The sequence below is a fragment of the Roseivirga sp. genome (assembly GCF_034669765.1).
Lineage (GTDB): Bacteria > Bacteroidota > Bacteroidia > Cytophagales > Cyclobacteriaceae > Roseivirga.
Genome location: NZ_JAXMOQ010000003.1, coordinates 205,891 through 219,647 on the forward strand (window position 1 = coordinate 205,891; position 13,757 = coordinate 219,647).

12 protein-coding genes and 1 tRNA gene are annotated in these 13,757 nt (G+C 38.6%); 11 read left to right on the forward strand and 2 right to left on the reverse strand.

Going from position 1 to position 13,757, the window contains the following annotated elements; all coding sequences use genetic code 11:
• The first annotated feature begins 26 nt into the window (after window positions 1-26).
• From VOI17_RS06965 to VOI17_RS07015, 11 genes are all read left to right on the forward strand, one after another.
• On the forward strand, window positions 27-1,166 hold the full coding sequence (locus VOI17_RS06965; protein WP_323756524.1) for a helix-turn-helix transcriptional regulator: 1,140 nt from the start codon (window positions 27-29) through the stop codon (window positions 1,164-1,166).
• Window positions 1,167-1,248: 82 nt separating this feature from the next.
• Complete coding sequence (locus VOI17_RS06970) at window positions 1,249-2,022, forward strand: hypothetical protein (RefSeq protein WP_323756525.1); 774 nt, start codon at window positions 1,249-1,251, stop codon at window positions 2,020-2,022.
• A 1-nt stretch (window position 2,023) separates the two neighbouring features.
• Window positions 2,024-3,058, forward strand: a complete 1,035-nt coding sequence (locus VOI17_RS06975; RefSeq protein ID WP_323756526.1) for a S41 family peptidase — start codon at window positions 2,024-2,026, stop codon at window positions 3,056-3,058.
• Window positions 3,059-3,203: 145 nt separating this feature from the next.
• The gene (locus tag VOI17_RS06980) at window positions 3,204-4,646 is read left to right on the forward strand and encodes an SDR family oxidoreductase (protein WP_323756527.1); all 1,443 of its coding nucleotides are present in this window, start codon (window positions 3,204-3,206) and stop codon (window positions 4,644-4,646) included.
• A 150-nt stretch (window positions 4,647-4,796) separates the two neighbouring features.
• Entirely contained in the window at window positions 4,797-5,630 is an 834-nt protein-coding gene (gene surE / locus VOI17_RS06985; RefSeq protein ID WP_323756528.1) for a 5'/3'-nucleotidase SurE, read from the forward strand.
• A 191-nt stretch (window positions 5,631-5,821) separates the two neighbouring features.
• Window positions 5,822-6,289 (forward strand): tRNA (cytidine(34)-2'-O)-methyltransferase, encoded by a 468-nt coding sequence (locus VOI17_RS06990; RefSeq protein ID WP_323756529.1) that lies wholly within the window; start codon window positions 5,822-5,824, stop codon window positions 6,287-6,289.
• A gap of 104 nt (window positions 6,290-6,393) precedes the next feature.
• Window positions 6,394-6,942 (forward strand): sigma-70 family RNA polymerase sigma factor, encoded by a 549-nt coding sequence (locus VOI17_RS06995; protein WP_323756530.1) that lies wholly within the window; start codon window positions 6,394-6,396, stop codon window positions 6,940-6,942.
• A 52-nt stretch (window positions 6,943-6,994) separates the two neighbouring features.
• Window positions 6,995-7,714 carry a PIG-L family deacetylase gene (locus VOI17_RS07000; protein ID WP_323756531.1) on the forward strand — a complete coding sequence of 240 codons (720 nt, stop codon included), beginning with the start codon at window positions 6,995-6,997 and terminating at the stop codon, window positions 7,712-7,714.
• A 10-nt stretch (window positions 7,715-7,724) separates the two neighbouring features.
• Entirely contained in the window at window positions 7,725-8,666 is a 942-nt protein-coding gene (gene arsM, locus VOI17_RS07005) for an arsenite methyltransferase (RefSeq protein WP_323756532.1), read from the forward strand.
• Window positions 8,667-9,004: 338 nt separating this feature from the next.
• The gene (locus VOI17_RS07010; protein ID WP_323756533.1) at window positions 9,005-9,730 is read left to right on the forward strand and encodes an RluA family pseudouridine synthase; all 726 of its coding nucleotides are present in this window, start codon (window positions 9,005-9,007) and stop codon (window positions 9,728-9,730) included.
• Window positions 9,731-9,886: 156 nt separating this feature from the next.
• Window positions 9,887-11,017 carry a hypothetical protein gene (locus tag VOI17_RS07015; RefSeq protein WP_323756534.1) on the forward strand — a complete coding sequence of 377 codons (1,131 nt, stop codon included), beginning with the start codon at window positions 9,887-9,889 and terminating at the stop codon, window positions 11,015-11,017.
• A 451-nt stretch (window positions 11,018-11,468) separates the two neighbouring features.
• Here VOI17_RS07015 and VOI17_RS07020 read toward each other — a convergent pair.
• Together VOI17_RS07020 and rpsA are read right to left on the reverse strand one after the other, a co-directional pair.
• A tRNA-Cys gene (locus VOI17_RS07020) sits at window positions 11,469-11,539 on the reverse strand.
• Window positions 11,540-11,671: 132 nt separating this feature from the next.
• The gene (gene rpsA, locus VOI17_RS07025; protein ID WP_323756535.1) at window positions 11,672-13,732 is read right to left on the reverse strand and encodes a 30S ribosomal protein S1; all 2,061 of its coding nucleotides are present in this window, start codon (window positions 13,730-13,732) and stop codon (window positions 11,672-11,674) included.
• Window positions 13,733-13,757 lie beyond the last annotated feature (25 nt).

Consider the following 13,757-nt stretch of genomic DNA (forward strand, 5'->3'; position numbering starts at 1 on the left):
AGTTCATGGAAAGAAAATAGGTCACAATGAATTTAAATGTAATCGAGATTCTGGTTTTTGTAAGTTTGATTCAAGGCTTCCTTTTTTCAATAGTCATTCTAACTCAAAACACCTTTAAAGTAAAAGCCAACAAGTATTTAGCATACAGTACTTTTTTGCTCTCCTATATTGGTGTAATCGAACTTTTAGTTGCCAAAGACCTAGATAAAGAATATTACTTCATCGACTATTTTGGGGACGATATTCCCTGGCTATTACTGTTTTACATTCCAATGGTTGTCTATTTTTTAAAGTCAACAAAAAACAAGTTTGCCAACAGTAAAAAACTATTTCTCCTTACCATTCCATTCTTTCTCTTTTGGGTTTTGTACACAATTATTGACCTACAGATAGACTTTGGGCTAATAGACTGGGAAATTGTAAACAACAACTACAGGCTGGTTTATGATATAGAATTCTACTTCTCAATCTTATTTAATGTGGTTCTATGTGTACTTTCATATTTTATCATCAAGCGTAGTAACATAAGTTTTGATGAAAGGAAATGGCTAAAAAACATCTGGTTTTTCATTGCTTCCCTACTGCTTATATGGGTAATTAACACCTTCATTCCAGATGACATTTACCCTTTTGAACATACAGACATCACCTATCCCGTTTGGCTAGGAGTTTCAATTTATGTCTACTGGCTTATTTTCAGAGGACTTATCCAATTAAAACTCTCTCAAGACAAATCCGAAATTCACAGCTTATTGAGTATACCAGAAAATGAAAAAGTGGTTACTCAAGCTGACGATAATTCCAAGAATCCATCTGAAACCAAGAACCTCTATTTTCAGAATTTTTTAGCGTTAATGAATAAAGAAAAGCTCTACAGAAACCCAGAATTGAGCAGAGATATTGTTGCCGAAAAACTAAACATGAGCACAGGCTATCTTTCTCAATTGATCAGTGCATCGACCAGTTCGAATTTCACTTCATTAATTAACGATTATAGGATTGAGGATATAAAACAGATGTTGTTAAATCCTGATTTCGATAAATACAGCATCGTTGCCATTGGTCTCGAAGCAGGCTTTAAATCGAAATCAACTTTTTATAGTGAATTCAAAAAGAGTACTGGGTATACACCCAATCAATTTAAATTGATAGAAAATAAGTCCTAATTCATTCATTTCTAACTTTTCCGGACTCCTACTTCTCTAGTTAACCCTAATATTGGGCTATCAATTAAAACCCTAATACCCTATGAAAGTATCGGTTTCGATAGTCATTTTAATCTCCTTTTTAAAAATTAGCGCGTTTGCCCAGGAACAAGAATCATTGCCCATGAACTATTTGGGTATTGGTGTTGGCTATAGTTTTGACAGAATCAAGGACGTTAATTTTTCACCACTTCAACAGCACGGAAGCTCCCTGTTTTATTCAATTTTCTACGAGCGACATGCTGAAAACACATTAAAAATCAGCATCAAATACAGTGATACGATACTGAAATCTGGACGCTCAAATAGATTTAAATCTTCAACTTATAACCCAAGTGTTAGCGTCACCTATTTAAAGAACTTATCTCCTGAACAGTCCTCCAACCTATACATTGGTGGCACTTATGAATTGAATATCCTATACATGGACTGGAATGGTCAGGATGCCTTCAGTTATCTTTCAACCAATGGATTATCCGTAAGCGCAGCCATTTCAAAACAATTAACATCGGAAAAAAATTTAGAGAGTACCATCTCAATTCCGGTAATACAGTTTTTAAGCCGCCCCCCTTATAATGGCATAGACGAGTACATTATTGAAAACCAAGACGACCCTCTAAAAATCATTTTCAATAGTGACTTGGTCTCATTCAAAGACTACAAATCGATTCGCTGGAACATCAACTACAACCATGAAATTTCCAATCGATTAAACTGGAAAGTTGATTACGACCTGAATATTCAAAAGGTAGAAAAAGCGCCAACATTTACCAGTTTATCCAATCGAATCTCGACAAGTCTCCTATATAAGCTCTAATATGAAAAAGCTCACTCTTCTACTCATGATGGCCTCATTATCCTCCTGTACTAACCTTATTTTGGATGAAGACGAACCTAATACCCAAAGCAATAATTTCGAGATCTTCTGGAATGATTTTGATAAGCATTATAGCCTCTTTACCATCAGAAACATCAATTGGGGTGAATTATATGAAACCTATAGGCCACAGATCAATGACAACATTTCAGATGAAGAACTGTGGAACATACTATCAAATTTAATTGAGCATTTAGATGATAGCCATACGGTTTTATATGATGGAAATGGAAATAGATACCGCTCTGGTTATACATTAAACCAGCAGTCTACAACTGAAATTAGCGAGGAACTCATCGTATCTAAATACTTAGACTCCGTTACAGAGGTGCCTTCAGAAGACCACCTTTCTTTCGGTAAAGTGAAAGACAAAGACATTGGGTATATCTATTTAGGTACTATGGACGGCCAAAACCCTGCTGCAATAGATAATGTAATCAATGAATTGAAAGACTATAAAGCTATAATTTTGGACCTGAGGCAAAACACGGGAGGAGATGATCGGTATTCGTCAAGAATTGCAAAAGCCTTTTCAGATGGAGAACACTTTATCTACACCGTTCAGACTAGAAATGGGCTTGATCATGATGATTTTGATGAAAAGAAAGAGTACCGCACCTATTCGAATGAAGAAAACCCTTACTTAAAGCCAGTTGTCGTTTTAACCGATAGAAAAACCATAAGCGCAGGAGAAATATTCTTACTACATATGAAATCCTTCGAACAAGTAGTTCAGATTGGAGATACAACGGCTGGAGATTTTTCAACCGTCAGCAACATGAGATTTCTACCCAATGCTTGGCATTATCAATATTCTATTCAAAAATTTCTATTGCCTAACGGAGAAAGCTTGGATGGCATTGGGCATGCTCCTGATATCTATGTAAAGAACAGCCAAGCAGATATCAGCGCTTCAAATGATAAAGTACTAGAAAAAGCAATTCAATATCTTTTTGATGAATATCAAATTCGATAAAGGGTATTGAATAGAATTATGAATCTTTTTGTCTAAGTTACTTTCTTAGGCCTACAAAGTCAATATCAACTAATTTCAGAACAACTAACCACAGTATGGAGTTGATTAGCCAATAGAAAATAAACCTTTGTGCTTAATTAAGAATATGAGAATACTACTAACAGGCGCATCGGGGTACATCGGAAAACGGCTTCTCCCCATTTTAGTTGACTCAGGACATCATGTTATTTGCTGTGTTAGAGACGTAAAAAGGTTTGCCCCGCCAGAATCACTGAAGTCAAAGATCGAAGTCATTCAAATTGACCTGCTAGATAAAGCTTCATTAGAAAACATCCCAAAAGACATTGATGGCGCTTTTTACTTAGTCCATTCTATGTCAGCATCCTCTGACTATGAATCACTAGAAAAAGAATCTGCTGTTAATTTTAGAGAAGCAATAAATAAAACTCAGGTAGCGCATGTAGTCTACTTAAGTGGAATTGTAAATGAATCTGCGCTATCAAAACACTTGGCTTCGAGAAAAAATGTTGAAACAGAACTGGGAAAAGGAAACTATAGTTTAACCACTTTAAGGGCTGGAATTATCATTGGCTCTGGGAGTGCTTCCTTTGAAATAATGAGGGATTTGGTAGAAAAACTCCCCATTATGGTTACGCCCAAATGGCTCAACACTAAATGTCAACCCATTGCAATCTCGGACGTAATTAAAATACTTACTCAAACGATCCTTAATCCTAAAACCTACAATAGTGATTTTGACATAGGTGGCCCTGATATTCTATCGTACAAAGAAATGCTGATTGAGTTTGGTCGGATGCGAAATCTCAAGCGCTATGTTTTTACTGTTCCGGTAATGACACCCAAACTCTCTTCCTATTGGCTTTATTTTGTAACATCCACTTCTTACAAACTTGCCACTGCGCTAGTAAATAGCATGAAAATCGAGGTGATATGCCGAAATGACGAGATCAATAAGATACTGAAAATACAGCCCCAGAACTACCAAATGGCTTTGCAAAGAGCCTTCAGTAAAATTGAAAGAAACGAAGTAGTTTCCAGTTGGAAAGATGCCTTTATAAGTAGTGATTTTGAGTTTAAAATATCAGATTTCCTTGAAGTACCCTCGTTTGGCTGCTTCAAAGACGTTAAGGAGAAACCTCTGTTTGATCGGGAGGCTAGTATTAATAAAATCTGGAGTATAGGAGGAGAAAACGGCTGGTACTATGGAAACTGGTTATGGAAATTAAGAGGCTTTTTAGACAAACTGTCTGGTGGTGTAGGCTTAAGAAGAGGCCGCACCTCCGAAAACTCTTTAAATGCTGGAGATGCGCTAGATTTCTGGAGGGTTTTGTATGCTAATAAAGAAGAGGGAAGATTACTCTTATACGCAGAAATGAAACTGCCAGGTGACGCTTGGCTTGAATTCAGAGTTGTCGGTAATAAACTCATCCAAACCGCCACATTTAGGCCTCTAGGCTTATTTGGTCGGTTATATTGGTTCTCAGTCCTCCCATTTCACGGCCTCATCTTTCAGGGAATGATAAATCAAATAACCAGCCCCAATCAATTAAACAGTAATCCACAATAATTAATTCGAGTATCTTATTAGTCTTTGTCTTTCGGACTGGCGTAGCCTATTTTAAAGAAAAACATAAACTTCAAAATCTCCTTCTATTGTATTCACTCCGTCAAAAGCTTATTTATTTTACCTTTAAGGAAACAACGACCTGCCAAAACCATGAAATGCTTTAAAAATATTACCCTCATAATTCTGCTCCTCTGCATCACGAGAGTTGCCGTTGGCCAAAACTACCGCATACTGATTTCTAATGACGATGGGATTCAATCACCATTGATAAGTACGTTGAAAACAGAGATTGAAAAACTCCCTAATGTTGAAGTTATCGTTGCGGCTCCCGCCCAGAACCAATCTGGTAGTAGTCAATCCACGAATACTGGTCCATTAGAAGTTGAAAAGATATTTAAAGGCGACCAATTTCTTGGTTATGCTGTGAATGGACGACCAGCCGATGCGGTCAGGTTTGGTATTCGGATATTGGGTAAAGACAAACCATTCGACCTTGTGATCTCAGGCATTAATAGTGGCTCTAATGTGGGGAACCTCTCCCACCTTTCTGGTACGGTAGGTGCGGCCATGGAAGGTCTCTATCATGGCATTCCTGCCATTGCCGTGTCGCAAGAGAGCCGAGGAGTAAACACAGAAGCCACCTCACGATTCATTGCTCAATTGGTGGCCAAATACCAAAACGAAGGTGCTCCAAAAGGGGTGGTGCTCTCGGTTAACATTCCTGCGGGCGAACTTAAAGGCATCATGGTGAAACCAATGGGAGACGCTTATTTGGACATGGGAAATTATGAACTGATAAGTGAAACCGACAACAAAATGGTGTACAATCAAAGAATAGGATTTGTAAGGTCGCAGAATGAGCAAACAGACACCTATGCCTACCAAAATGGTTACGTCACCATCACCCCAATTAAATTCGATTGGACGGCCTATGAGTTGATGGGATCCATTTCCAATTGGGGACTGAAACTGGAAAATAAATAAGGCCTAGGGCACTTTTTTCCGCCCTCGTTGATGTTCTTCATCAACAAGCCATCTAAAGGTTAAATACAACGAGGAGTTGAAAAGTAAAAACCACAAATAATGGGATTTTCGCCCTTGTTGGTGTTCTTCACCAACAAGCCACCTAAAGGTTACTTACAGCAGAGAAAGTAGAAAAGCAAAAACTTCAAATAATGGGATTTAATATTGTATTGATTGAGCCCGAGATACCTATGAATACGGGGAATATTGGCCGACTAAGCTTGGCCTCTGGATCCAAGTTACATCTGGTAAAACCCTTTGGTTTCGAGCTAGATGACAAGAGGGTAAAAAGAGCTGGATTGGATTACTGGAAGCATGTTTCTCTCTTCGTTTATGAGAGCATTGATGATTTTTACGCTAAAAATAAAGGTGGGAATTTCGCGTACTTTTCAAGCCATGGATTCCAAGATTATTGTGCTATTGACTACAAAGACGATATGTTCTTGGTATTTGGAAAAGAATCAAGTGGCTTGCCAGAAAGTATAGTGACAAAGAATGCGGATTTAGTTTATAACATCCCCATTTACAGTCCTCATATTCGAAGCTTAAACTTGGCCAATGCGGTTAGCATAGTTGTATATGAAGGCCTTCGAAATTTAAAAATGAATATCAGATCATGACTCTCAAATAATTCCTAGTAGAACATTACTGGTTAAGTGAAAACTGCGTCTTTTTTAAGCCTTGCGCGTCCCACGGTAAGTTTGAATCAATATTGAAGAATTATATGAATAACATCACCGAAAATATTTGGAATGATTTCTATAAAGAGCTGAAGAGCTTCACCCTAAAAAAGGTAAAGGATGAGGATATTGCCAATGACATTTTACAGGACGTATTCCTAAAGATCATTGCCAATTCAGACAAAATAGCAAATGCCACGAACCTGCGCCAATACATTTATGGCATTACTAGAAACGCCACAGTTGACCACTTTAGAAAAGCAGTTAGAGTAACGCACATAGAAAACGAATACTCCCTTATTTCAGAAGAAGAGACTGAATCGTTAAATGCCACAATTGCAGATTGTTGCATGAAGTCCTTCATTGCTCAACTTCCAGAAAAATACCGACAAGCCCTGATTAGAACGGAATTCGAAGAGGTTTCTCAGAAGGATTTGGCGAAAGAACTAAATATCTCCTATTCAGGAACAAAATCCAGGGTACAGAGAGGAAAAGAGAAGTTGAAAGCACTCATTTTAGAATGCTGTAACTTCCCAAGCGACAGCTACGGTAATCTCCAACCAACGAAATCAAAAAACTGTAACTGCGACTAATTTTTCATGCGTCTTTTTCTGACAACCAGCGTGTTAGAGAAAAAAGACAGAAATGAAAATCATGTACATCTTTCCCCATCCCGATGACGAATCATTTGGACCAGCGGGAGCAATCGACAGACAAATTCAAGAAGGTAACGAGGTTATTCTTCTTACCCTCACCAAAGGTGGCGCAACCAAGGTTCGCCATCAGCTTGGACTTACGGTTCAAGAAATGGGCAAAGTGAGAGAAAAAGAAATGCAAAAAGTACAGACGACTTTAGGCATTTCAGAAATGACCATCCTTGATTATGAAGATGGTGGACTTGCGAAGATCAATCCCTCCTATCTTGAAAGCGAAATTCTAAAATGGATCCAATATTACCGTCCCAATGTGGTGGTTACTTACCCGGTTCACGGAGGTAGCGGACATCACGATCACATTACACTGCACCACATCATCAAGCGTCTATTCTTCAACAAGAATGAAAGCCTAAACTTCTGGAAGCGACTGGCCTATTTCACGGTTATCGACACCGGACTCCCCATGTTCTTTGAAGGAGGAATACCTAGAGTCACCTGGACCAAAAAAGAGGACATCATGGTGACTGAACAACTGAGCGAGGCCAATATCACAAAAATGAAAGAAGCACTGCTTTGCTACGACACTTATCAAGAAATGGTAAAGACGACCAACGTAATCGACAGAATCGGAAATAAAACTCACTTCGAACTCGAAGATGAAATACATCCAAATACACTTTCATCCCTAACCGAATCAATTAACGCCTAAACTCAAGAACATGGAAACTCAAGTGATTAAAGAAGAGATCAAAAAGTCCTACGGAGCAATTGCCAAAAACGATATTCAAGCGGGCTGTTGCTCAACAGATTCAGGCTGTTGTGGAACCGAAGAACTAGGCAATTCAATGATGGCTGAAAACTATGAAAATATCAAGGGTTACGAAAAAGCCTCAGACATGTCTTTAGGCTGTGGATTGCCTACCGAAATAGCCAATATCAAAGAAGGCGACACTGTCATCGATCTCGGTGCTGGTGCTGGCAACGATGCATTTATTGCCAGAAGACTCGTGGGTTTAACAGGAAAAGTCATTGGAGTTGATATGACACCCGAAATGGTCATTCGCGCTTTGCAGAACAACCAAAAGTTGGGTTACAAAAACGTGGAGTTTGTATTGGGTGAAATTGAAAGTATGAATGGAATAGCCACAAATACGGCCGATGTGGTGATCAGTAACTGCGTAATGAACCTTATACCTGACAAGGAAAGGGCATTTAGTGTAGTTCACAGGGTATTAAAAGTAGGTGGCCATTTCAGTATTTCAGATATCGTATCCATTGGGAAACTTCCTGCGGCCATTTTAGAAGCTGCAGAAATGCATTCTGGCTGTGTAGCTGGAGCAAGTGAGAAAGGGGCTTATTTAGGCATTATAAAATCCGTTGGATTCAAGAACATCCAAATCAAAAAGGAAAGACGGATTGAATTACCTGATGAACTTCTTTTAAAATATGTCAGTCCTGAAGAATTATCCGCCTTCAGAAAAACAGATGCTGGAATTTATAGTATTACACTATATGCCGAAAAATTGGAAGAAGGCGCTTGTTGCGACAGCACAGGCAGCGGTTGTTGTGGGGGCGAAGAAGTTGCTACTACAAGTAAAGTGGAAGAAGTATCCTGTTGCGGGACTGTATCAGGCGGTAGTAATTCAAGTTGTTGTAGCTAGGAACAGCCATTCATGGTTTACAAAATAAAATAGCGGCTTTGGTGCTAAACCAAAGTCGTTATTCCTATTTATAGTCGGTTATAAATAGAATGGTCTGCGTTCATTATCCCTGAAAACTAAAAACTATCTTAGCAGGAGATAAATTGCTCCCAAAATTTATTTCAGCCTAGGAAGATTAAGTAACATAAAACAACATCAGCGTTATCGAAATCCATATTGCTCCAAACTTACCCGCTCCTACCCGTCTTCAAGAGTATGGCGTTGGTATTTTCAGTCTTCTCCCAACCAAATCGGCACTAAAGAAAGCTTTAAAGAAACAGTACATTACTGTCAATGATATGACTGCTACTTCTGCCACTTTTATCAATGGAGGGGAAAGCATTAAGCTAACCATGCCAGAAGACCTTGATCAAGATAATAGACTCGTCTACGCCCTTGAAGTACTCTTTGAAGATGAGCACCTAGCTTTAATCCATAAACCTGCTGGTATTTTGGTCAGTGGCAATAGTTTTAAAACCATTGCCAATGCCTTGACCCAAAACTTAACACCAAGCCAACGCCCAGATGCAACAATACCACAGCCTGTCCACAGGTTAGACTATGCCACCACGGGCATTTTATTAGTGGGGAAAACCAGCAGCAGTATTCGCGCTTTAAATAAAATGTTCGTAGAGAAAACCGTTGAAAAAACTTACCATGCAGTAACTATTGGGGTTATGACCAATGATAGCGGCACCATCTCTTCAGACATTGACGACAAAGAATCACAATCGGATTATAAGGTAATCGAGTCCGTATTCTCGAAAAGGTTCGGTCAACTCAATTGGGTTGAACTAAAGCCTAAAACAGGAAGAAGACATCAATTACGAAAGCATTTGGCAAGCATTGGCCACCCCATTTTAGGCGACAAAGATTATGGAATTGAAGGCTTGTTGCTGAACGGGAAGGGACTGTACCTGCATGCTTTTTCACTCAATTTTATCCACCCATTTACTGGTGAGGACCTTCTGCTCAAAGATGAGCTACCTAAGAAATTCAAGAAAATATTTATTCAAGATCAATAGTAAGTTGTCTCGGTCTTTCAGAACATTTCTCCCTACCTGTTAAGCAGGTAAAAATACCGGAAAGAGAATACTCTAATTTCTTATCCAGATAAGGTAAAAATAAATATGAATTATATACTTTTATTGAAAACCAAATATTAGTACTGATCCCTAATTATGAAGAGTAAAGCGTTCACCTTGCTTGTTGCATTATCAGTAATTGGCTGTTCACAAGGCACAACCAATAAGGTGGAGTCGTCCAATTCCCCTCAAAACACGGTTGTTACTGACACTGTAATCGTTAAAACCAAAACAACTTTAAATCAACCTATATCAGAAAATTTCTTAGTAGTTTCGAGCTACAACAGTAATGAAAAAGGCGTCTATGGCATAAATCTAAAGGAGTTTGAAATTATAGATGGGAAAACAGAGGTTAAGAATCGAAACCTTGATTTAGGAGAATATAAGGAAGGATTAATGAACGGTAAATACAACGCCACCGGCTCCTCCTTTCCTGTTCAATTCGATTTAAATAATAACAAAGCCTACCTCTCTATCTATAGCGATAACGAAATTGAGGACATATACTACTATGGTAAAATTTTAGAGTATGACTTACAAACTGACAGCATTAGAGAAATCATTACCTTCTCAGATTACTTCAGGTCATGGCATTACTCACCATATAACAACAAAATTTACGGATTCGACAACGCAAGTGAATCAATCATTTCTATAGATACCAAAAATTTGGAAGTTAACACTTTACATACCTTCCGTACCTTTCCTGAGAAATTAGAATATGTGGAAACCAATCAAGGCATATTGTCGATATTTGCATATTATAGCCCTGGAAACTTATCCAAATATGATGTAAATCTAACCAACAATGATTTCACCCTAAAGGATAGCTTTTCATCCACAAAATATTGGAGCTACAGGAAGGGCATGATCACTCAAGCTTTCAAAGACTTTGAAACTGGCCATGCTGAATTGCGCATACTTAAAAACTCAGAGACAAAATCTACCCCCTTCGACTTATCAAATTTTAATACCTATTGGATAAGTGATTCAGAATTTCTTGGTATTCAAAAAAACAAAATCGTCAAATTCAATACGGAATTACAAAGGGTCAATGAGTTCACAAAGAACTCAATACATGTTATAGAGGTATTGAAAAACTCTCTGGTTATTTTCTTCCTTGAAGGAAAAGAGATAAAACTGGCACTAGTTGATTTCGATTTCAATCAATTCATCGAGATAAAAGGTATTGACCAAAATCATCTGATAACTATTGTAAGCAAATGATAGTCATAAAGTATTACTTTTTCCGCCCTCCCAGCCCTTGTTGGAATTATCTCCAACAAGCCGATGCTTTCTCCTAGCCACAACCACTTCGGTTCAAATACAAAAAACTATATTGAAAAAGAGTGAAATCCTGATGTTTGTGGGTGACAACCCCCACAAAGGCGTTAAGGCGTAGAGTTACGTAGAGTATACATATAGCCCATTGTTTAAACCGTGGGCTATAATGTGTAATAGAAGCATTAACCGTTTAACGGTTTACCAAGGCACTAAAAAAAAATGCATCAACCATTACTGATTCATGCTTTTACTTGAGGCGTTGAACTGATTACTCATACACACGGCCATCCCGCACAAACCCCTCGTGAATCTTCGATTTCGAACCGCGCGGTTCTCATCCGCTTAAGTACAAACAAAAAAAGCATCAACCATTTCTGATTGATGCTTTTACTTGAGGCGTTGAGCGGATTCGAACCGCTGTACGAGCTTTTGCAGAGCTCTGCCTAGCCACTCGGCCACAACGCCCTTTCGAGAGCGCAAAGATATCAATTAATGACTATGCACCCAATGTTTGTTAGAATTTTAAACCTCAAAAACAAAAAAAGACACCCCATTAATAAGGTGTCTTCTTTGTATGTATTTAAATAAGCCTTTACCCTATTTCTCCTCTTCAGACGAAGCTTCGTCAGTTTTAGGAGCCGCTTCGTCAGTTGCTGGTGCTTCTTCTTTAGCACTTGCTTCTTTCTTAGCTTTTGGGGCTGCTTTCTCTTTCTTTACCTCTGCTGCTTTTTTAGCTTCGTTAGCCTTTTTCGTGTTGTCTTCCATTTCGGCTTTCAATGCAGAAAGTGCATCAAGGTCACCTAAAGTAGAGACATCTTCGTTATTAGACTTGTTCGCTGCTTTAGCTTTAGCTGGTTTGCTTGCTTTAGCTGGCTTCTCAGAAGGAGCTGGTTTAGTATGAGTGTTTGTGTGTGACAAAACAATTCTCTTATCATCTTTAGAGAATTCAACCACAACAAAATCAATAGTTTCACCTACTTCTACTTCAGAACCATCTTCTTTCTTCAAATGCTTGTGAGTAGCAAGACCTTCTAAACCGTAAGGTAATTCAAGTGTTGCTCCTTTGTCATTTTTAGAAAGTACAGTACACTTGTGCGCTGATCCTTGTTTGAATACAGTTTGGAAAGTATCCCAAGGGTTCTCTTCCAATTGCTTATGACCTAGGGCCAATCTTCTGTTATCAATATCAAGTTCTAACACTTGTACTTCAAGCTCTTCTCCTACTTTAACAAATTCAGATGGATGCTTGATTTTCTTAGTCCAAGAAAGATCAGAAACGTGTACCAAACCATCGATACCTTCTTCTAACTCGATGAATAAACCGAAGTTAGTAAGGTTACGAACAATACCTTTGTGGTTTGTACCCACACCGTATTTCGTCAATACATCGCTCTTAGTCCAAGGGTCTTCAGTCAATTGCTTGATACCCAATGACATTTTTCTTTCTTCTCTATCTAGGGTCAACACAACCGCATCAAGTTTATCACCAATATTGATGAAGTCTTGAGGGTTTCTTAAGTGCTGCGACCAAGACATTTCTGAAACGTGGATCAAACCTTCAACACCTGGGAACAATTCAAGGAATGCACCGTAATCGGCAACATTAACGATTGAACCAGCTACTTTAGAACCGATTTCGATTCCAGCATCCAATTTATCCCAAGGGTGCTCAGTCAATTGCTTCATACCAAGAGAGATTCTCTTCTTGTCATCGTCAAAATCAAGAACAACCACGTTCACTTTTTCGTCAAGGTTTAACACCTCAGCTGGATCGTTGATACGTCCCCATGAGATATCTGTGATATGCAATAGACCATCAACACCACCAAGATCGATGAATACACCGAAGTTAGTCATGTTCTTGATCACACCTTCGAGTACTTGACCTTTCTCAAGGTTTTCTAGAATCTTAGCTTTTTGCTTCTCAAGATCTTTCTCGATAAGTATTTTGTGTGATACTACTACGTTATCGTTAGTGTAGTTGATTTTCACAACTTTCACTTCCATTTTCTTACCTACAAAAACATCAAAGTCTCTGATTGGCTTCACATCGATTTGAGAACCTGGTAAGAAAGACTCGATACCGAATACGTCTACGATCAAACCACCTTTGGTTCTTCTCTTCACCATACCCTCGATCACTTTGTCGTTCTCGTATCCATCTTGGATCAATTCCCAAGCCTTAACGATCTTAGCTTTTCTTCTAGAAAGCACTAATTGACCCAAAGAGTTTTCTTGCTCTTCAATGTAAACCTCTACTTGGTCACCTACTTTTAATCCTGGAGTGTCTCTGAATTCAGAAGCACCAACTAATCCATCAGATTTGAAACCAATGTTCAAAACCAAATCTCTATCATTGATAGAAACGATGGTAGCAGATACAACCTTCTTCTCTTCTACAGTAGTAAGGGTGTTTTCGTAGATTGAAGCTAGTTCTTCTCTCTTCTTACGAGAGTAACCTTCTCCAAAACCTTTTTTCTCGAATTCTTCCCAATCAAATTCTTCTTCGGCTTCAGCAACTTTTGCAGCTGGTGCAGCTTTGATAGATTTTTCTTTTTTGGGAGCTTTCTCAGTAGAAGGGGCTTCTACTGGTGTTTCAACTTCAGCAGCGGGAGTTTTCACTTCTTCTGCTTCGTTTGTCTTATTTTCTTCTGACATAAAAAAACTCTGTGTATTACTCCAT

Excerpts from the sequence above, each read along its gene's own strand:
- arsM (WP_323756532.1), top strand. The coding sequence starts at position 7,725 with ATGGAAACTCAAGTGATTAAAGAAGAGATCAAAAAGTCCTACGGAGCA.
- VOI17_RS06995 (WP_323756530.1), top strand. The coding sequence starts at position 6,394 with ATGAATAACATCACCGAAAATATTTGGAATGATTTCTATAAAGAGCTG.
- VOI17_RS06990 (WP_323756529.1), top strand. The coding sequence starts at position 5,822 with ATGGGATTTAATATTGTATTGATTGAGCCCGAGATACCTATGAATACG.
- VOI17_RS07015 (WP_323756534.1), top strand. The coding sequence starts at position 9,887 with ATGAAGAGTAAAGCGTTCACCTTGCTTGTTGCATTATCAGTAATTGGC.
- VOI17_RS06980 (WP_323756527.1), top strand. The coding sequence starts at position 3,204 with ATGAGAATACTACTAACAGGCGCATCGGGGTACATCGGAAAACGGCTT.
- VOI17_RS07000 (WP_323756531.1), top strand. The coding sequence starts at position 6,995 with ATGAAAATCATGTACATCTTTCCCCATCCCGATGACGAATCATTTGGA.
- surE (WP_323756528.1), top strand. The coding sequence starts at position 4,797 with ATGAAATGCTTTAAAAATATTACCCTCATAATTCTGCTCCTCTGCATC.
- VOI17_RS06965 (WP_323756524.1), top strand. The coding sequence starts at position 27 with ATGAATTTAAATGTAATCGAGATTCTGGTTTTTGTAAGTTTGATTCAA.
- rpsA (WP_323756535.1), bottom strand. The coding sequence starts at position 13,732 with ATGTCAGAAGAAAATAAGACAAACGAAGCAGAAGAAGTGAAAACTCCC.
- VOI17_RS07010 (WP_323756533.1), top strand. The coding sequence starts at position 9,005 with ATGACTGCTACTTCTGCCACTTTTATCAATGGAGGGGAAAGCATTAAG.
- VOI17_RS06970 (WP_323756525.1), top strand. The coding sequence starts at position 1,249 with ATGAAAGTATCGGTTTCGATAGTCATTTTAATCTCCTTTTTAAAAATT.
- VOI17_RS06975 (WP_323756526.1), top strand. The coding sequence starts at position 2,024 with ATGAAAAAGCTCACTCTTCTACTCATGATGGCCTCATTATCCTCCTGT.